The organism is Microbacterium koreense (assembly GCF_042677105.1).
In the GTDB taxonomy this organism is placed as follows: Bacteria; Actinomycetota; Actinomycetes; order Actinomycetales; family Microbacteriaceae; genus Microbacterium; species Microbacterium koreense.
Map to the genome: position 1 here is coordinate 336,087 of NZ_JBHTIM010000001.1, position 17,080 is coordinate 353,166.

Consider the following 17,080-nt stretch of genomic DNA (forward strand, 5'->3'; position numbering starts at 1 on the left):
ATCCCCTCAATCCGCGCGGCGGCCGTCGGCCGTCGCGTATGTGCTCTTCTGTTCGATTACTGCCAGCGTGCACCGCGAGATGCACACGAGCTTTCCGGCGTCGTCCACGATCCGCACCTCCCATACCTGCGAGCGGCGGCCGATCGCCGCGGGTGTCGCGGTCGCGGTCACCCAGCCCGAAGAGACGGGACGCACGTGGTTGGCGTTGATCTCCTGCCCGACGACGTGAAACCGATCACGATCGACGACGAGGTACCCCGCCCACGAGGCCAGGGTTTCGGCGAGCGCGACGGAGGCTCCACCGTGCAGCACGCCCGCGGGCTGAGTAGTGCGGTGGTCCACCGGCATCCGCGCAACGACGGCATCGTCACGCACCTCCACGATCTCGATGCCGAGAGTCTCGATGAGACTCGCCCCGGCCATCCCGTTGAGGTCGGCGGCCGTGACCTGACCCGCCCACAGGCTCACCCCGCGGCCTCCTCCGGGCGTTCGGACGCAGCCAGCACCGCTTCATCGGCGACGTAGCCGTCGATGTGCCGCTCATCGGCGCCGTTGTACTCCGACAGCGGACGGATGAGCGCGTTGGCGGCGAGCTGCTCGAGGATGTGCGACGTCCATCCCGTCACGCGTGCGGCCACGAAGAGCGGCGTGAAGGTGAGCGTATCGAACCCGATGAGGTTGTACGCCGGACCCGACGGGTAGTCGAGGTTCGGGTAGATGCCCTTCCGGGCGACGAACTCCGACTCGAGCGCATCGTAGAGCGCTGCGACATCCGGTCGGTCGTAGTGGTTGACGAGCGTGTCCAGCGCCGCCTTCATCGTGGGCACGCGCGAATCACCGCGCTTGTAGACCCGGTGGCCGAAGCCCATGATCTTTCGCTTTTCCGCCAGAGCGGTGTCGAGCCAGCCGTTCACGGCTGCCGCGTCGCCGATCTCGTCGAAGATGTGCAGCACGGCCTCGTTGGCACCGCCGTGCAGCGGCCCCTTCAGCGCGCCGATCGCGCCGACCACCGCCGAGTACAGGTCAGACAGCGTCGAGGTGATGACGCGCGCGGTGAACGTCGACGCGTTGAACGAGTGCTCGGCGTAGAGGATCATCGAGCGGTTGAAGGCGTCGACGACCACATCGTCAGGCACCTCGCCGAACGTCATCCACAAGAAATTCGCCGAGTAGTCGAGGTCGTCTCGCGGCGCCACCGGCTCGAGTCCGCGGCGACGCCGCTGGCCGTAGGCGACGATCGCCGGCAGCACGGCGAAGAGGCGGACGCTGCGGGCCAGGTTCTCTTCGGGATTGCCCGATGCGTCGAGCACCGAGCCGCTGCCGGCGAGGTCCTGCGCACCGATCAGGCTGACCGCGGTGCGCAGCTCGTCCATCGGGTGGGCATCCAACGGCACGCGGTCGATGACCGCCCGGACGTCGGCCGGCAGGGCGCGGTTCTGCCGCTCCACGGCGCGCAGCTGCGCGAGCTCGACGTCGGTGGGCAGTTCGCCGTTCCACAACAGGTAGGCGACGGCCTCGAACGGCTGCGTGGCCGCGAGCTCCTGTACGGGGTATCCGCGGTACAGCAGCGAGTTGGTCTCGGGGTTGACCTTCGAGACGGCCGTGTAGTCGACGACGACTCCGGCCAGTCCCTTTTTGATGTCCGTCATGCGTGTCACTCTCTCGTGGTCGAGTTGCCGGTCCTCGTCGGATTCCGGGTCGGTGTTCCGGCATCGAGCGGCAACTCGAGGCCGTTGTGGTGTCAGTGGGTGATCTGGAAGTTGAAGACGCTCGTGTCGAAGTGGTTGTACTCCTCGTAGTTCACCAGGTCGTAGAGCTCGGCGCGATGCTGCATCTCATCGAGCTTCGATGTCAGGTGCCCCTCGTCGGTGATCGTGTCGAGCGCACGGGATGCTGCGCCCATCGCGATCCGCAACAGCGACACCGGCCAGATCACGATGTTGACGCCGACGTCGCGCAACTGGTCGACCGGGAACAGCTCCGACTTTCCGAACTCGGTCATGTTGGCCAGAATCGGCACGTCGACGGCCGCGCGCATGGCGGCGAACTCGTCGAGCGTGCGCATCGCTTCGGGGAAGATCGCGTCCGCCCCCGCGTCGACGAGCGCCTTGGCCCGGTCGATCGCCGCATCCATCCCGTCGACGGCCCGGATGTCGGTGCGCGCCATGATGAGGAAGTTGTCGTCGCGACGGGCGTCGGCGGCGGCGCGGATGCGCTTGACCGCCGTGTCCTCGTCGACGACGGACTTCCCGTCGAGGTGTCCGCAGCGCTTCGGGTTGATCTGATCCTCGATGTGCGTGCCGGCGAGCCCGGCGTCCTCGAGGGTCTGGATGGTGCGTGCGACGTTCATCGGTTCACCGAACCCGGTGTCGGCGTCGATGATCGCGGGGAGGTCGGTCATCCGGGCGATCTGCTGGCCGCGCGCGGCCACCTCGGTGAGCGTCGTCAGACCGATGTCGGGGAGCCCCAGGTCCGCCGACAGCACTGCGCCCGAGATGTAGACGCCCTCGAACCCCTTCCGCTCGATGAGTCGAGCCGACAGAGGGTTGAACGCGCCCGGGAACCGCAGCAGTTCACCCGAGGCGAGCCGCTCCCGGAACAGTCGCCGCTTCTCCGACGCCGGAACGGTCGAGTACAGCATCAGCGCACCCCCGCCCGTGCACGACTGCGGGCGGATGCGGCGACGCGCCGGGCCGTGGCATCCCTCACCGGCGTGTCGACCCCGGCATCCGCACCTGTGCACATCATGAGTCCCGTGCACCCCATCAGAAGAGGCCCTTCGGGGCGGGCGCCGAGGCGAGCACCCCGGGCTTGGCGACGATCGACAACTGACGCACCTCGTCGGCGGTGAGCTCGGGCAGGCGCTGCGCAAGGTCGAGGAACCGCTCGATTTCGGCGGGCTCGAGCACCGGCTCGGCGAGGATCCGGAACTTGCGGATGTAGTCCTGGCGGGCGAACGGGCGGGCACCGAGCGGGTGGGCATCGGCGACGGCGATCTCGTCCTCGATGACCGTGCCGTCGGCGAGGGTCACCACGACGCGGCCACCGAAAGCCTTCTCGATCGGGTCCTCGGAGTGGTAGCGACGCGTCCACTCGGCGTCCTCGGCCGTGGTGATCTTGTGCCACAGCGCGACGGTGTCTTCGCGCCCGGCGCGCTCGGGCGTGTACGAGTCGACGTGGTGCCAGCCGCCGTCCTGCAGGGCCACCGCGAAGATGTAGGGGATGGAGTGATCGAGGGTCTCGCGGGACGCGGTCGGGTCATACTTCTGCGGGTCGTTCGCGCCCGAACCGATGACGTAGTGCGTGTGGTGGCTGGTGTGCAGCACGATCGACTGCACGTCGGCAGGATCGAACGCACCCTCGTCGTGCAGCTTGCGGGCGAGGTCGATCCACGCCTGCGCCTGATACTCGGCCGAGTGCTCCTTCGTGTACGAGTCGAGGATGCCGCGCTTCGGCTCGCCCGCAGCGGGTAGCGGGACGTCGTACGCGGCGTCCTTGCCGTCGAGCATCCAGGCGACGACGCCGTCTTCACCTTCGTAGATCGGCGACGGCGAGGTCTCGCCGCGCATCGCCCGGTCGACCGCCTCGACGGCCATCTTGCCGGCGAACGCGGGGGCGTGCGCCTTCCACGTCGAGATCTCGCCCTTGCGCGACTGCCGTGTGGCGGTGGTGGTGTGCAGGGCCTGACCGACGGCCTGGAAGATCGTCTCGGTGTCGAGGCCGAGGAGGGTGCCGATCCCGGCGGCGGCCGATGGCCCGAGGTGGGCGACGTGGTCGATCTTGTGCTTGTGCAGGCAGATGGCACGCACAAGGTCGATCTGGATCTCGTACCCGGTGGCGAGGCCCCGCACGAGAGCTCCACCATCGGCGCCGACGTGCTGGGCGACGGCGAGGATCGGCGGGATGTTGTCGCCGGGGTGCGAGTAGTCGGCCGCGAGGAACGTGTCGTGGTAGTCGAGTTCACGCACCGCGACACCGTTGGCCCAGGCCGCCCACTCCGGCGAGCTGCGACGCTCGAGGGCGCAACCGAACACGGTGGCGCCGGTGCCGCCGACCGAGACGGGGTGGTCGAGTGCCTGCTGACGTGCGGCACTGACGGGGCGGCGGGTGAGAGATGCCGCGGCCACCGAGGCATTGTCGATCACCCGGTTGATGATCATGTCGACGACGTCGGCATCGACGGCGACCGGGTCGGTGGCGACCTCGGCGATGTGCCACGCGAGCTGACCCTCACGCTCGAGGTTCTCGTCGCTGCGGTGGACGCGGAGATGGTGCTGGACGGTCATGCTGCTCCCTGCTGGTCGGTCGTGGGTCGAGCCGCGGCGCGGGAAGAATCCCGCCCATCGAGCGACTCGAGGATGTTCGTGAGTGCGTTGTGGAGATGGACGTGCGTGGCGTGCGCGGCCAGGTCGGCGTCGCGGGCGGCGATGGCGGAGGCGATGAGACGGTGTTCGTCAACGGATGCCGCGAGCCGCGCGGGATTGTCGCGCGCGAGTCGTCGCACCCGTACCAGGTGGGTGCGGATCGTGCGCAGCGCGCCGGTGAGGTAGTCGTTGGCGACCGCGCTGTCGAGCGCGCTGTCGAAGCGCGCGATGCTCGAGTAGTAGGCGTCGCGTCCATCGGCCCCACGCAGGCTCGCACGGGCGAACTCGTCGGCGAGCTCCGTGAAGACGGCGGCATCGCCGCGGGATGCGGCCAGCCGCGCTGCGGTCTCCTCGAGGGCGCGGCGGACCTCGAACAGTTCGACGATGTCTTCGGCGTCGACACCGGTCACGACGGTGACGCGGGGAGACTGCTGGGCGACGAGGCCGTCGGCCACGAGTCGGCTGATCGCTTCCCGCAGCGGGGTGCGGCTGACTCCGAGCCTGGTCGACTGGTCGACCTCACCGAGGACAGCGCCGGGGGCGAGCGCGCCCGACTGGATCTCGTCCAGCAGGGTGGCGTAGGCGCGGTCACTCGCTCGCATCGTCGCTCCCTCCACGACCGACTGTATACATAAGTCAGCCGGAATGTCGAGTCACGGCACGACTGAGCCGATCAACGTATACAAAAAGGGCGGCCACAGCCGAGGGGCGCCCGCCGCGGGGACCGGCATCCGATCGGCGACGCGACACACCCCTGGCTCTGGCCTCCCGCCACAGGCAGGTAGCCTGTCTCGGTGACCGATCGCTACATCGTGGCCACTGATGGCGCCTGCAAGGGAAACCCGGGACCGACCGGGTGGGCCTGGGTCGGAGAAGACGGACAGTGGGCAGCCGGAGCGATCCCGAGCGGCACGAACAACATCGGCGAGCTGATGGGTCTGCTCAAGGCGATCGACGACCACCGCAACGTCGCCCGGCTCGTGGTGCAGGCCGATTCGCGCTACGCGATCGACACGTACGAGAAGTGGATGGACGGTCACCGTCGCCGCGGCTGGAAGACGTCGTCGGGCGCCCCGACGAAGAACGTCGACCTGCTCGAAAAGCTCATCGAAGCCCGCGATGCGCGACGGGCAGCCGGGCTGCCCGATGTCGTGCTCGAGCACGTGCGCGGACACTCCGGGCACGTGCTGAACGCGTGGGCCGACGAGCGCGCGGTCCGCGCGTCCGAGCACGCCGCGAAGGGCACGGCGAGTGAATGGTCGTCCCTCGGGTCGCACGATCCGATCGACGTGTCGACGCCGCCCAAGAACGGCCGTTGACCCACACGCCCACCCCGCCCTGCCGGGCGCGGACGGGGTAGGGCGGATGCGGGGCGCCGAACGGGAGTCGACGACGCCCCGCGCAGCGGCGGGTCAGGCCATGCGGCTCTTCGGCGACACCTTGTACGTGTTCTCGGCGTCGTCGAACACCGCAGAGCCGAGCGCGTTGTCGATGGCGGCCATCGTGTCGGAGTCGAGAGTCACACCCGACGCCTTGACGGTGTCGGCGAGCTGCTCGGGACGCGAGGCACCGACGAGCGCGGCCGCGACGTTCGGGTTCTGGAGCACCCACGCGATCGCCAGCTGCGGCATGCTGAGCCCTGCCTGTTCGGCGACGGGCTTCAACCGTTGCACGGCCTCAAGCACCTCATCGCGCATGAAGCCCTTGATGAAGCCGGCCCCGCTCTTCTCATCGGTGGCACGTGACCCTTCGGGAACCGGCTGACCGGGCAGATACTTGCCCGACAGCACGCCTTGGGCCATCGGCGACCACACGATCTGCGAGATGCCGAGTTCTTCAGAGGTGGGGACGACCTTGCCCTCGATGACCCGCCACAGCATCGAGTACTGCGGCTGGTTCGAGATGAGTTGGATGCCGAGACTCTTCGCCAGAGCGTGTCCTTCTCGCAGCTGCTCGGCCGTCCACTCCGATACTCCGATGTACAGGGCCTTCCCCTGACGGACGATGTCGGCGAACGCCTGGAACGTCTCCTCCAGCGGGGTCTCGTAGTCGAAACGGTGCGCTTGGTACAGGTCGACGTAGTCGGTTCCGAGTCGGCGCAACGAGCCGTTGATCGAGTCCATGATGTGCTTGCGGCTGAGGCCGGTGTCGTTCGGGCCCATCGGGCCGGTCGGGAAGTACACCTTGGTGAAGATCTCGAGCGACTCCCGACGCTGACCCTCGAGCGCCTTGCCGAGCACCACTTCGGCGGCGGTGTTGGCGTAGGTGTCGGCGGTGTCGAACGTCGTGATTCCGGCGTCGAGAGCGGCGTGGACGGTCGCTATCGCCGCACCGTCGTCGACCTGCGACGCGTGGGTCACCCAGTTGCCGAACGTGATCTCCGAGACCTTGAATCCACTGTTGCCCAGATAGCGATGATTGACCATGTGAAAACGCTACCCCCGGGGCGACGGGGAGGGGCGCGGTAGAATCGCCTGCGTGAGCATGACAATAGATTCGGTCTTAGACGAACAGCTGGAGCTCATGCGGCAAGGCGACTCGGCAGCCTTGGCAGCCCGCTACAGCGAAGACGGACAGATGATCCACTCGGGTGGAGTCGCGAACGGCCGCGCCGAAATCGAGGCGGAATTCGCTTCGCAGGCGGCCCTGCACCCCGCCGTGGAGTCACTTTCCGAAGCCGGACGCGGTGAGGACTGCGTCAACTATCGCGGAGTGATGGCGGTATCGGGCGAGCGCATCGGCGTCGCCGGCACGTTCGTGTTGCGTGACGGCGAGATCTGGCGCCACACGACGATCATCACCTCGGTCGAGTAGCGCCGCCCGATCAATCCTCGAGGGGAGTCGATGCGGCGACCGCCGCGTCCTCCTCTGTCGCGACGAGCTGCCCACAGGCGCCGTCGATCTCTTTGCCGCGCGTGTCCCGCAGGGTCGTCGGGATACCCTTCGCTTCGAGCCGGCGGACGAACTCGTTCTGCGCGGCGCGGGTCGATGACGTCCACACCGAGCCTGGCGTCGGGTTCAGCGGGATCGGATTGACGTGCACCCAGCCGCGGCCACGCTCGTTGAGCTTGTCGCCGAGCAGATCGGCTCGCCACCCGTGATCGTTCATGTCTTTGATCAGCGCGTATTCGATCGACACGCGACGCCCGGTGCGTTCGAAGTACTCGCGTGCGGCGTCGAGCGCCTCATCGACTTTCCACCGCGAGTTGACCGGGATGAGTTCATCACGCAACTCGTCGTCGGGGGCATGCAGAGACAGGGCGAAGGTGACAGGGATGTCCTCCGCGGCGAGTTTGCGGATCGCCGGGGCAAGCCCGACCGTCGAGATCGTGATGCCGCGGGCGCTCATCCCCAGACCGTGCTTCTGGTCGGTCATCACCCGCACGGCGTGCATGACGCGGGCGTAGTTGGCCAGCGGCTCCCCCATGCCCATGAAAACGATGTTCGTGACCCGTTCATCCGGGTGTTCGGCCTTGCCCAGGCCGCCCTCGGCGATGAGCCGGTTGGCGCGGACGATCTGCTCGATGATCTCGGCCGCCGACATGTTGCGGGTGAGACCCGCCTGCCCCGTCGCGCAGAACGGGCAGTTCATGCCGCATCCGGCCTGTGACGACACACACAACGTGATGCGTCCCGGGTACCGCATGAGCACCGACTCGACCAATGCGCCGTCGTGCAACTTCCAGAGGAACTTGATCGTGTCGCCACGATCTGTCTGGAGGCGCCGCACTTCGGTGAGCAGAGGCGGGAGGAGTCCGCGGACGAGTTCTTCACGACCGGATGCCGGCAGGTCGGTCATCTCGGCGGGGTCGTGCGTCCAGTGGGTGAAGTAGTGCTTCTCGAGCTGCTTCGCCCGAAACCCGGGGAGTCCCAGCTCGACGACTTTCTCGACCCGCTGCTCGGGGGTGAGATCGGCGAGGTGCACGGGCGGCTTGCCGCGCTTGGGTGAAGCGAACTGCAACAGGGGACGGCCGGTGTCGTCCTTCTTCTGCGTCCACCCCTCGGTGCGGGGCCGCACCTGTGTGATCCGCGACTCGCGTTCCGTCGTCATGGTGTCCAAGGGTACCGGCGGCATCCGCACATCGCCTGTGCGCCGCGGACCGCCTGCTCGGCCAGAATGGAACGCGTGACATCCACACAGCGCATCGTGTTCATAGACGTCGACGGCACCATCCTCGAACACGGCGCGCACGTCGAGCAGTCGAGCGTCACCGCGATCGACACAGCTCGGCGCAACGGCCATCTCGTCTTCCTCTGCACGGGACGCTCTCGCGGAGACCTTCACCCCGATGTCGCCGCTATCGACGTCGATGGAGCCATCACCAACGGCGGCGTCACCGCAGAGATGGGCCGCTCCACGATCGTGTCACGGCCGATGCCGCCGGCATCCGTCGAACGCATTGTCGGCGTCTTCCGCGAACGAGGGATCGAGTACTTCCTGCAGACCGATGACGCTGTCTACGCCACTGAGGGGATGCGCGATCTCATCCGACAGTATGCGCGCGCGTCCGCGGCCCGCGAAGAGTCGGGCCCCGAAGACGCCCTCGCCGGGCCCGCGCACCGCAACTACCCGGATGTGGCCGATGCGCCGGCCGACCGGATCGGCAAAGCGGTGTTCGTGGGCCTGGCCACCGACGACCTCGAGGTGGTCACACGCGAGCTCGGCGAGAGCTTTCACGTGGTGCCCGGCAGCATCCCCATGCCCGGTGGGTCCAACGGAGAGATCTGCGTGCGCGGCACGGACAAGGGGTCGGCGATCACCCGGGTGCTCGACCATCTCGGGCTCGATCCGACCGACGCCATCGGCATCGGCGACAGCTGGAACGACGTCGAGATGTTCCAGGTATGCGGCACAGCCGTGGCGATGGGCAACGCCCATGCCGAACTGAAGGACCTCGCCGATCGCGTCACGACCGACGTCGGTGATGACGGCGTGTGGAACGCGTTCCGCGACCTCGGTCTCCTCGACCCGGTCGGGTGAGCCTGCGGACCGCTAGAGTCTGCCCGTGATCCCTCCCGAGAACCTGCTGGCGTTCGTCATCGCCGCGTTCGTCCTGATCGTGATCCCGGGGCCCGCAGTGCTGTTCTCGGTGGGCCGCACCCTCGTTCTCGGACGCACCGGTGGCCTGATCAGCGTCGCCGGCGTCGCACTGTCGCTCCTGCCGATCGTCGCCCTCGTCGCCCTGGGTGTCGGCGGCATCATCGCCCGCTCGGTGCCGCTGTTCGTCGCACTGAAGATCATCGGCGCGCTCTACCTCGTCTACCTCGGCGTGCAGGCGATCCGCCACCGCAAGAACGCGGCGGCCGAAGCCATCGACCCCGCCACGCTGCCGGCATCGCGCGGTCGGCAACTGACCCAAGGCTTCGTCGTGGGGATCACCAACCCCAAGACGATCGCGTTCTTCGTTGCGGTGCTGCCCCAGTTCGTCGATCTCGACGCGGGGTCGGTGCCGCTGCAGATGCTCGTGCTCGGCGCGGTCTTCGCCGTGATCGGCGTCGCCTGCGACTCGATCTGGGTGCTCGCCGCATCCGCCGCCCGCGCCTGGTTCGCGCGCTCACCGCGTCGCATCGAGCGCCTCACGGCGACCGGCGGCGGCATGATGATCGGCCTCGGCGGGCTCCTCCTGGTCACCGGCGCCGACCACTGAGTGCGGCGCCGGTGCCGAACGATCAGAGGAAGATGTCGGGGAACAGCTTGTCGTCAGGCGTCCCTGGCACGGCGGCATACGACGAGAAGTCGGTCACTCCGGCGTCAGTCAGCACGTCCTCGACGATGAGCGACCGCCCCGTGTACTCACGCGAGGGCTTGAGGAAGACCTCGTACGCCGCGTCGGCGTAGATCTCGGGCGTGCGACTGACCTTCATCATGGCGTCGCCTCCGAGGGCGAACTGCACCGCCGCGGTGGCGATCGTCGTCGCCGGCCATAGCGTGTTCGCGGCGATCCCGTGCTTCGCGAACTCGACGGCCATGCCCAGGGTCGCCATGGACATCCCGTACTTCGCCATCGTGTACGCCGTGTGGGCGCCGAGCCACTTGGGGTCGAGGTTCAGCGGCGGAGACAGCGACAGGATGTGTGGATTCTCGACATCCTTCAGCATGGGCGCGGCCGCCCGCGACAGCATGAACGTGCCGCGGACGTTCACGTCCTGCATGAGGTCGTACTTCTTCGCCGCGAGGTCGAGCGAGGGTGAAAGGTCGATGACCGACGCATTATTCACGACGATGTCGATGCCGCCGAACTCACCCTGCGTCTTCATGACCGCTTCGGTGATGTCGTCGTCGTTGCGGACATCACCCACTATCGGCAAGGCATTCCCACCGGCCGCCTGGATCTGCTCGGCAGCGGTGTGCACGGTCCCTTCGAGCTTGGGATGCGGGGTGTCGGTCTTGGCCATCAGCGCGACGTTCGCGCCGTCACGGGCTGCACGCAGGGCGATCGCGAGCCCGATGCCCCGACTGCCGCCCGACATGAGGATGGTCTTTCCGGCGAGCGTGCCGGTCTTCTCTGCGGTCATGCCTGCTCCTTGCTCACAGCCTGCTTGCGGGATGCGGCGGCGAACGCGGCGACGCGCGCCTTCGCCTCGTCGGTCTCGAACCGCGCGCCGATCGTCGCCGCCTCGTCGTCGAGGTTCTCGGACAGAGTGCGCCGCGCGCCGGCATGGATGAGGCGCTTGGCCTGGCCGTAGGCAGCCGTCGCACCGTCGAGCCAGGATCGCGCGATCTCTTGGGCGCGGGCGGACGGATCGGCGACGACCTCGGCGACGAGTCCCCACTCACGCGCGGTTTCGGCGTCGAGGGTTCGGTCCTGCAGCAGCAGCTCGAGCGCGCGACGCCGGCCGATCGCCGCCGGGAGGAGCGTGGACACCCCGAGGTCGGGTGAGAGGCCGATGTTGGCGTACTTGCTCACGAACTTCGTACCCTCCGCGGCCACGACGTAGTCGCCGGTCAGCATGAGTCCGATGCCGCCCCCGGCGACGGCACCGTGGGCGGCGGTGACGATCGGCTTGTCCGACTCGACGAAGGTGCGAATACCGTCGTGGATGATGTCGGCCATCGCCGATAGTTCCGCTCCGGTCGCCCCGGATGTCGCCATGGCGACGACGTCGCCACCCGCGCAGAAGGCAGGGCCTGCGGCATCGAGGATGATCGCACCGACGGAATCGTCGGCGGTCACCTGGTGGGCGATGTCACGCCAGCGGGTGCCCATCTCGAAGTCCATCGCGTTGAGGAACGTCGGACGGTTGAAGGTCACGCGGGCCAGGCCCGCATCGATCGAGAGAAGGATGGAGTCGCTCACTTGGGTGCCATTCTGATCGCGCCGTCGAGACGGATGGTCTCGCCGTTGAGGTAATCGTTGTCGACGATCGACATCACGAGTCGAGCGTATTCGTCGGGTCGCCCCAACCGCGAGGGGTAGGGCACTTGTTGACCGAGGGAGTCCTGCGCGGCCTGCGACAGCCCCATGAGCATCGGCGTCTCCATGATGCCCGGGGCGATCGTGAGGACGCGGATGCCATAGCGGGCCAGTTCGCGCGCGAGCGGCAGGGTCATGGCGTGCACGCCGCCCTTGCTCGCCGAGTACGCCGGCTGACCGATCTGCCCGTCGAACGCGGCGACGGATGCGGTGTTGACGATGACGCCGCGACCGGCGCCGTCGACGTCGTCGGTGCGGGCGATGGCTTTGGATGCCTGCGCGGTGACGTTGTAGGTGCCGATGAGGTTGACCCGCACGATCCGCTCGAAGTCGGCGAGCGGGCTCGGTTCGCCGTCGCGATCGAGCACCTTGGCGGGCGGGGCGATGCCGGCGCAGTTCACCACGACGCGCAAAGGACCGGTCTCGGACGCGGTATCGACGGCGGCAGCCACCGCCTCTGGGTCGGTCACATCGGCCGGGGCGAAGCGTCCCTCCAGTTCTGCGGCGATCTCGGCACCGGCCGAGCTGGCGAGATCGACGATGGTGACGGTTGCGCCGGCGGCGGTCAGCCGTCGCGCGGTGGCCAGGCCGAGGCCGCTCGCACCACCGGTGACGAGGGCAGAGGCACCCGTGAGGTCCATGGATTCTCCTTCGAACCGTGCGGAGCCGCTGCGGCACCGCGACATCGAATGCCAGCATACGCGGGACGCAGTCTCACTGCCCACCCGAGCCGAGAGGCCGCGACGACCGGGCTGCGGACGAGCTCAGGAAGGCCCGAGGATGAAGTTCCAGGTGCCCGCAACGATGGATGCCGCGACCGCGACGAGCGCGATCGTCAGCCCGATCGCCATGAGCGCCCACTCGCGCCCGCCGAAGCGCGACTCGCGCGCCCAGGTTCGACGCCCGGGTGCGCCGAAGCCGCGGGCCTCCATCGCGGTGGCGAGCTTCGCGCCACGACGGATCGACAGCACGAGCAGCGCGAAGGCCATGCCCAGGAACCGCCTCACACGGCCACGGTCGGCGACTCCTCGCGCACGACGGGCGAGCTCGAGTGCGCGCCAGTCGTCGAGGAAGAGCCCGACCATCCGCAGACCCGCGAGGGCTCCGAGCACGAACCGCGCGGGCAGGCGCCAGATCTGCGCGAGTCCGTCGGCGAGGTCGGTCGGGTCGACGGTCACGAACAACACGACCGACGGCAGAGCGATCGCGAGAACCCGCAGCAAGGTCGCCGCGGCGAGCTCGAGCGACCCCTCACTGATGCGCACGACGAACCAGTCGACATAGACCGTGCCACTGGTCTGTCCGTAAAGGGCGATCGTCACGGCGGTCATCGGCGCCGCCACCCACACCGGCCACGTCCGCACCCAGAACTCACGCCAGCGCAGCCCGGCGAACGGCAGAAGCAAGCACTCGAGCAGGAGGGCGACCGCGGCCGAGACCCAATCGAGGGTGAGGACGAGCGGGATCGCAATGAGCGCGCTCGCGCCGAGCTTCGCGACGGGGTTGATGCGGGCGACGGTTCCGGTGCGCGCCCGCGCATCGAGCAGCGTCATGACATCGCCTCGGGCCGCGGCATCCGATATTCGTCCGCGTACAGTGCACGGACGACCTCACGGTCGTGGGTGATCGTGATGATCGCCGACCCCTCATCACGCAGGCGGGCGAGCAGGGCGACGAGCTCTGCCCAGGTGCGCGCATCCTGCCCGAATGTCGGTTCGTCGAGGACGAGCACGCGGGGTGCGGTGGCGAGGGCTGCGGCGACGGTGAGTCGCCGCTTCTCGCCCCCCGAAAGCGTGTACGGGTTGGCTTCGGCGAGCGCCGAGAGCCGCAACCGCTCGAGCAGCTCGTCGATGCGGTGCCGGATCTCGGCCTCGCCGAGACCGAGCGCCCGCGGTCCGACCGCGAGTTCGTCGGCGACCGTGCGCGAGAGCAACTGGTGTTCGGGGTCTTGGAACACCGTGCCGACCCGGGTGAGCAGCTGCCGCGACGACCAGCGGATCGGTTGGGATCCCGCTCCGTCGGCGAGTCGCTCGGACGCGGTGAGGTCGCCGGATGCCGGGGCGATGAGTCCCGCGAGGGTCAGTCCCAGGGTGGATTTGCCCGCCCCGTTGGGGCCGGTCACGGCGAGCGCGGACCCCGCGCGCACGGTCACGTCGATCGCGTGCGCGACCGGGTGGTTCCGCACCCGTTCGACGGCGAGGTCGCGCGCCTGGAGGAGCGGCGCACCCTCTCGCGACATCGGCGGTGCCGGATGACGCGGCGGGATGCCGGGGACCCACACGCCGTCGGCGGCGAGTTCTTCGCCACGGTCGCGCAGCACCGCGTCCGGGTGCCCGTCGGCGATGACCCCGCCCGCGCCGAGCACGATGACGCGGGTCACCAGCGGAAGCCACACGTCCACACGGTGCTCGACGACGACGAGCGTGGCGTCGTGGGCTTCGAGCATCGATGCGACCGCGGAGCGCACCTCGGCGACGCCGTCGGGATCGAGATTCGCCGTCGGCTCGTCGAGCAGCACCAGTCCCGGGCGCATCGCGAGCGCACCGGCGAGCGCGAGTCGTTGCTTCTGCCCACCCGAGAGCGCCTTGGTGGGACGCTCGCGTGGCACATCGAGGCCGACGGCGTCGAGCGCGGCATCCACCCGCGACCAGATCTCCGCTCGCGGTACGCCGAGGTTCTCGCACCCGAACGCGACGTCATCGCCGACGCGGGCGAGGATGACCTGCGAATCGGGGTCCTGCAGCACCAGGCCCGCCCGGCCCCGCGCCGCGGTCGACGGAACGCCTTCGATGAGCAGTTCACCCTCGGATTCGCCGTCGTCGTCGCCGCCGAGCACCCCGGCGAGACCGTGGAGAAGGGTGGACTTTCCCGAGCCCGACGCCCCGAGCAACAGCACCCGCTCACCGGGCGCGATGTCGAACGAGACATCACGCACCGCCCACGCCAGGCGGGAGGCGTGCCGCCACCCCCAGCCGCGCGCACGCACGGCGAGGGGGCGGTCATCCGCCATCCGCTACACCCGCTTTCGCGCCTCGCGGCCCGAGGCGAACCGGTCCAGCGCACCGGTGGCGGCGAGCCCGCGGGCGAGCAACCACGAGAGCGCACCCGCGATCACCGCGCCCGAGACCATCGTCGAGATCAGGTAGACCACGATGAAGGTCGTATCGGCTCCAGCGAACCAGAGGATCAGATTGTTGATGCCTCCGAGCAGAGCCGCACCGATGCCGGCGAGCACGGCAACGGGCAACGACCACCGACGGTAGAAGAAGATCAGGAAGATCAGTTCGGCGCCGAGACCCTGGACGAGTCCCGCTTCGATCGTGAGGAACCCTCCCCACGTGTTGCCGACGAGCGCCGAGACCACCGCGGCGAGGGTCTCGGTATAGATCGCGGCGCCCGGCTTGCGGATGATGAGGGCACCGAGAACACCGGCGAACAGCCAGGGTCCGTCGAGGAGGCCCTGGAGCCCCGGCGTCAGCGGTTCGATGAGCGCCTTCGGGCCGAGGTATCCGATGTTCCACAGCAGGAAGATCAGCCCCGAGGCCACACCGATGACGCTGGCGACGACGATGTCGACGATGCGCCACCGAAAGCGGTGGCCGATTGCAGTTGTTGTGGGCGCAGACGCGTGCATGTGTTCTCCTCCCTGCGCCGGCATGATCCGGATCAGGTTCGACGGTCGGAGCGTGGATTCGCTCCCTCTCAGCCCGGCTCACCGGACTCCCGTGGTTGTGCGACGAGTATACGCATTGTGGCGCGGTACCGTAGGCGGGTGTCCCCCGACGAACCTCCTGCGCTCACTCGGCGCTCGCGACGTGAGCGCCGCGAAGAGGCATCCGCGCCGTCCGGTGCGACACTGACCGTCGACGACACCGGCGCTCGCGCAGACGACGACATGCCCCACGACGCACCGGTGGAACCCGTCGCGGAAGCCGACCGTGCGGCCGACGACCCGATCGAGCCACAGACCGACCACCGTTCCGCATTCTTGTGGGTCGATCCCGAGGTGGTCGCGCGGACGCCGGCGCCGATCGTCGACCCCGACCAGGTCGCCCCGGATCTCCTCGAGCGCCCGCCGCGGCGTTCTCCCTTCCGCCCGAGTGTTCTCGTTCCGACGGCGCTAGTCGGGCTCGTCGCCGGGGCATACGCGGCGACGACGCTGCTGTGGCCGTTGCACGAAGTGGCACCCGAGATCGAGGCGATCGGCGTCCAGACCGTCGCGGCGGCGGCCGCGGCCCCGCCGTGGCCGGAGACCGGTGCCGCGTCGATCGCAGTGCGCGGTATCCCCGGTGACCTCGCCTCGGGTGTCGATGCCCAATCGATCGCGAGCATCACGAAAGTCGTCACCGCGTTGGCCGTCCTCGATGAGATGCCCCTCGCGCCGGGCGAGGCGGGCCCCGAGTACCGGTTCTCGAGCTGGGACAGCACGATGTACTGGCAGTATCGCGCCCGCGGAGAGTCCGCACTGGACGTTCCCGTCGGCGGCTCGTTGAGCCAATACCAAATGCTCGAAGGCATGCTCATCGGGTCGGCCAACAACTACGCCGATCGTCTCGCGACGACGCTGTGGCCGACGGATGCCGTGTACGCATCGGCCGCCAACGGCTGGCTCAGTGCTCACGGCATCGACGGTGTCACCGTCGTGGAACCCACCGGCCTCGACCAGGGGAACATCGCGTCGCCGTCGGCGCTCATCGCGCTGGCCGAGATCGCGCTCGCCAATCCGGTGATCGCCGAGATCGTGGCCAAGCCGTCCGTCGACCTTCCCGGAGCAGGATTCGTGGAGAACACCAACGGGCTTCTCGCCGACCCCGGTGTCATCGGCATCAAGACGGGCACGCTCGACACATGGAACCTGTTGTCCGCGAAGGAGATCGTCATCGGAGAGACGACCGTGCGGATGTACGCGTCGGTGCTCGGTCAACCCGACAACGACGCGCGGCTCGCGGCCTCACGCGCCCTCTATGCGCAGACGGAGGCCGAGCTCCAGCCCCAGCCGTCGGTGGCCGAGGGCACGACGGTCGGATACGTCACGACCGCGTGGGGTGAGGACGTCGCGATCGAGACGGATGCCGACGCCTCGGTCGTGTTGTGGAACGGCGGGAGCGGCACGGTCTCGACCGACTTCGCGCTCGGCGATGCCCGCGAACGCGGAGCGGACGTCGGATCGCTCTCGGTCGTGGGGCCGCTCGATGAGTCGACGGTCGCCCTGCAGTTGGCCGACGATATCGAAGAGCCCTCGCCCTGGTGGCGCCTGACGCATCCGCTCGAACTGTTCGGCCTCAACGACTGACGACGGCG

Annotated in this window: 18 protein-coding genes and 1 riboswitch; of the genes, 5 read left to right on the top strand and 13 right to left on the bottom strand. The window is 68.5% G+C overall.

Translation table 11 applies throughout. From position 1 onward, the window contains the following. Positions 1-6: 6 nt before the first annotated feature. The 5 genes from ACFQZV_RS01420 to ACFQZV_RS01440 form a co-directional block, all read right to left on the bottom strand. Positions 7-468: a hotdog fold thioesterase gene (locus ACFQZV_RS01420; protein ID WP_378751544.1), complete on the bottom strand. Its 462-nt coding sequence runs from the start codon at positions 466-468 to the stop codon at positions 7-9. Continuing rightward, positions 465-1,649, bottom strand: a complete 1,185-nt coding sequence (locus tag ACFQZV_RS01425; RefSeq protein ID WP_378751546.1) for a bifunctional 2-methylcitrate synthase/citrate synthase — start codon at positions 1,647-1,649, stop codon at positions 465-467. The genes ACFQZV_RS01420 and ACFQZV_RS01425 overlap by 4 nt, the downstream gene beginning before the upstream one ends. Positions 1,650-1,741: 92 nt before the next feature. Continuing rightward, entirely contained in the window at positions 1,742-2,641 is a 900-nt protein-coding gene (prpB, locus tag ACFQZV_RS01430) for a methylisocitrate lyase (protein ID WP_378751548.1), read from the bottom strand. Positions 2,642-2,765: 124 nt separating this feature from the next. Next, positions 2,766-4,286 (bottom strand): MmgE/PrpD family protein, encoded by a 1,521-nt coding sequence (locus tag ACFQZV_RS01435; RefSeq protein WP_378751550.1) that lies wholly within the window; start codon positions 4,284-4,286, stop codon positions 2,766-2,768. Further along, positions 4,283-4,966 carry a GntR family transcriptional regulator gene (locus ACFQZV_RS01440; protein ID WP_378751552.1) on the bottom strand — a complete coding sequence of 228 codons (684 nt, stop codon included), beginning with the start codon at positions 4,964-4,966 and terminating at the stop codon, positions 4,283-4,285. Before ACFQZV_RS01440 ends, ACFQZV_RS01435 begins: the two co-directional genes overlap by 4 nt. 192 nt (positions 4,967-5,158) lie before the next feature. Here ACFQZV_RS01440 and ACFQZV_RS01445 point away from each other — a divergent pair, with 192 nt between their 5' ends. Continuing rightward, complete coding sequence (locus ACFQZV_RS01445; protein ID WP_378751554.1) at positions 5,159-5,683, top strand: ribonuclease H family protein; 525 nt, start codon at positions 5,159-5,161, stop codon at positions 5,681-5,683. A 93-nt stretch (positions 5,684-5,776) separates the two neighbouring features. Here the strand turns inward: ACFQZV_RS01445 and ACFQZV_RS01450 are convergent, their stop codons facing one another. Then, the gene (locus tag ACFQZV_RS01450) at positions 5,777-6,790 is read right to left on the bottom strand and encodes an aldo/keto reductase family protein (protein ID WP_378751556.1); all 1,014 of its coding nucleotides are present in this window, start codon (positions 6,788-6,790) and stop codon (positions 5,777-5,779) included. A 52-nt stretch (positions 6,791-6,842) separates the two neighbouring features. Here ACFQZV_RS01450 and ACFQZV_RS01455 point away from each other — a divergent pair, with 52 nt between their 5' ends. Further along, positions 6,843-7,178 carry a hypothetical protein gene (locus ACFQZV_RS01455; protein ID WP_378751558.1) on the top strand — a complete coding sequence of 112 codons (336 nt, stop codon included), beginning with the start codon at positions 6,843-6,845 and terminating at the stop codon, positions 7,176-7,178. Positions 7,179-7,188: 10 nt separating this feature from the next. On the opposite strand, the gene rlmN is transcribed toward ACFQZV_RS01455, so the two are convergent. After that, a complete protein-coding gene (gene rlmN, locus ACFQZV_RS01460) occupies positions 7,189-8,415 on the bottom strand; it encodes a 23S rRNA (adenine(2503)-C(2))-methyltransferase RlmN (protein ID WP_378751560.1) in 1,227 nt (408 codons plus the stop codon). A 75-nt stretch (positions 8,416-8,490) separates the two neighbouring features. Here rlmN and ACFQZV_RS01465 point away from each other — a divergent pair, with 75 nt between their 5' ends. Together ACFQZV_RS01465 and ACFQZV_RS01470 are read left to right on the top strand one after the other, a co-directional pair. Next, positions 8,491-9,345 (top strand): Cof-type HAD-IIB family hydrolase, encoded by an 855-nt coding sequence (locus ACFQZV_RS01465; RefSeq protein WP_378751562.1) that lies wholly within the window; start codon positions 8,491-8,493, stop codon positions 9,343-9,345. 25 nt (positions 9,346-9,370) lie between these two features. Then, positions 9,371-10,012: a LysE family translocator gene (locus ACFQZV_RS01470; protein WP_378751564.1), complete on the top strand. Its 642-nt coding sequence runs from the start codon at positions 9,371-9,373 to the stop codon at positions 10,010-10,012. Between the two features lie 22 nt (positions 10,013-10,034). Here ACFQZV_RS01470 and ACFQZV_RS01475 read toward each other — a convergent pair whose 3' ends face one another. The 6 genes from ACFQZV_RS01475 to ACFQZV_RS01500 all read right to left on the bottom strand — a co-directional run bounded on the left by ACFQZV_RS01475 (position 10,035) and on the right by ACFQZV_RS01500 (position 15,413). After that, complete coding sequence (locus ACFQZV_RS01475) at positions 10,035-10,880, bottom strand: SDR family oxidoreductase (RefSeq protein WP_378751566.1); 846 nt, start codon at positions 10,878-10,880, stop codon at positions 10,035-10,037. Then, positions 10,877-11,662: an enoyl-CoA hydratase/isomerase family protein gene (locus ACFQZV_RS01480; protein ID WP_378751568.1), complete on the bottom strand. Its 786-nt coding sequence runs from the start codon at positions 11,660-11,662 to the stop codon at positions 10,877-10,879. The genes ACFQZV_RS01475 and ACFQZV_RS01480 overlap by 4 nt, the downstream gene beginning before the upstream one ends. Then, positions 11,659-12,420 (bottom strand): SDR family NAD(P)-dependent oxidoreductase, encoded by a 762-nt coding sequence (locus ACFQZV_RS01485; protein ID WP_378751570.1) that lies wholly within the window; start codon positions 12,418-12,420, stop codon positions 11,659-11,661. The genes ACFQZV_RS01480 and ACFQZV_RS01485 overlap by 4 nt, the downstream gene beginning before the upstream one ends. Before the next feature lie 123 nt (positions 12,421-12,543). Further along, entirely contained in the window at positions 12,544-13,332 is a 789-nt protein-coding gene (locus ACFQZV_RS01490; protein ID WP_378751572.1) for an energy-coupling factor transporter transmembrane component T family protein, read from the bottom strand. Further along, positions 13,329-14,789: an ABC transporter ATP-binding protein gene (locus tag ACFQZV_RS01495; RefSeq protein ID WP_378751574.1), complete on the bottom strand. Its 1,461-nt coding sequence runs from the start codon at positions 14,787-14,789 to the stop codon at positions 13,329-13,331. Before ACFQZV_RS01495 ends, ACFQZV_RS01490 begins: the two co-directional genes overlap by 4 nt. A gap of 3 nt (positions 14,790-14,792) precedes the next feature. Then, positions 14,793-15,413, bottom strand: a complete 621-nt coding sequence (locus ACFQZV_RS01500; protein ID WP_378751576.1) for an ECF transporter S component — start codon at positions 15,411-15,413, stop codon at positions 14,793-14,795. After that, positions 15,406-15,516: riboswitch (TPP riboswitch) on the bottom strand. Its footprint overlaps the gene before it by 8 nt. 35 nt (positions 15,517-15,551) lie before the next feature. Here ACFQZV_RS01500 and ACFQZV_RS01505 point away from each other — a divergent pair. Continuing rightward, complete coding sequence (locus tag ACFQZV_RS01505; RefSeq protein WP_378751578.1) at positions 15,552-17,072, top strand: D-alanyl-D-alanine carboxypeptidase family protein; 1,521 nt, start codon at positions 15,552-15,554, stop codon at positions 17,070-17,072. Positions 17,073-17,080: the final 8 nt, after the last annotated feature.

Bases quoted from the DNA above. Each gene is read 5' to 3' on its own strand.
- rlmN (WP_378751560.1), bottom strand. From the start codon at position 8,415: ATGACGACGGAACGCGAGTCGCGGATCACACAGGTGCGGCCCCGCACC.
- ACFQZV_RS01440 (WP_378751552.1), bottom strand. From the start codon at position 4,966: ATGCGAGCGAGTGACCGCGCCTACGCCACCCTGCTGGACGAGATCCAG.
- ACFQZV_RS01485 (WP_378751570.1), bottom strand. From the start codon at position 12,420: ATGGACCTCACGGGTGCCTCTGCCCTCGTCACCGGTGGTGCGAGCGGC.
- ACFQZV_RS01450 (WP_378751556.1), bottom strand. From the start codon at position 6,790: ATGGTCAATCATCGCTATCTGGGCAACAGTGGATTCAAGGTCTCGGAG.
- ACFQZV_RS01490 (WP_378751572.1), bottom strand. From the start codon at position 13,332: ATGACGCTGCTCGATGCGCGGGCGCGCACCGGAACCGTCGCCCGCATC.
- ACFQZV_RS01435 (WP_378751550.1), bottom strand. From the start codon at position 4,286: ATGACCGTCCAGCACCATCTCCGCGTCCACCGCAGCGACGAGAACCTC.
- ACFQZV_RS01500 (WP_378751576.1), bottom strand. From the start codon at position 15,413: ATGCACGCGTCTGCGCCCACAACAACTGCAATCGGCCACCGCTTTCGG.
- ACFQZV_RS01475 (WP_378751566.1), bottom strand. From the start codon at position 10,880: ATGACCGCAGAGAAGACCGGCACGCTCGCCGGAAAGACCATCCTCATG.
- prpB (WP_378751548.1), bottom strand. From the start codon at position 2,641: ATGCTGTACTCGACCGTTCCGGCGTCGGAGAAGCGGCGACTGTTCCGG.
- ACFQZV_RS01425 (WP_378751546.1), bottom strand. From the start codon at position 1,649: ATGACGGACATCAAAAAGGGACTGGCCGGAGTCGTCGTCGACTACACG.
- ACFQZV_RS01495 (WP_378751574.1), bottom strand. From the start codon at position 14,789: ATGGCGGATGACCGCCCCCTCGCCGTGCGTGCGCGCGGCTGGGGGTGG.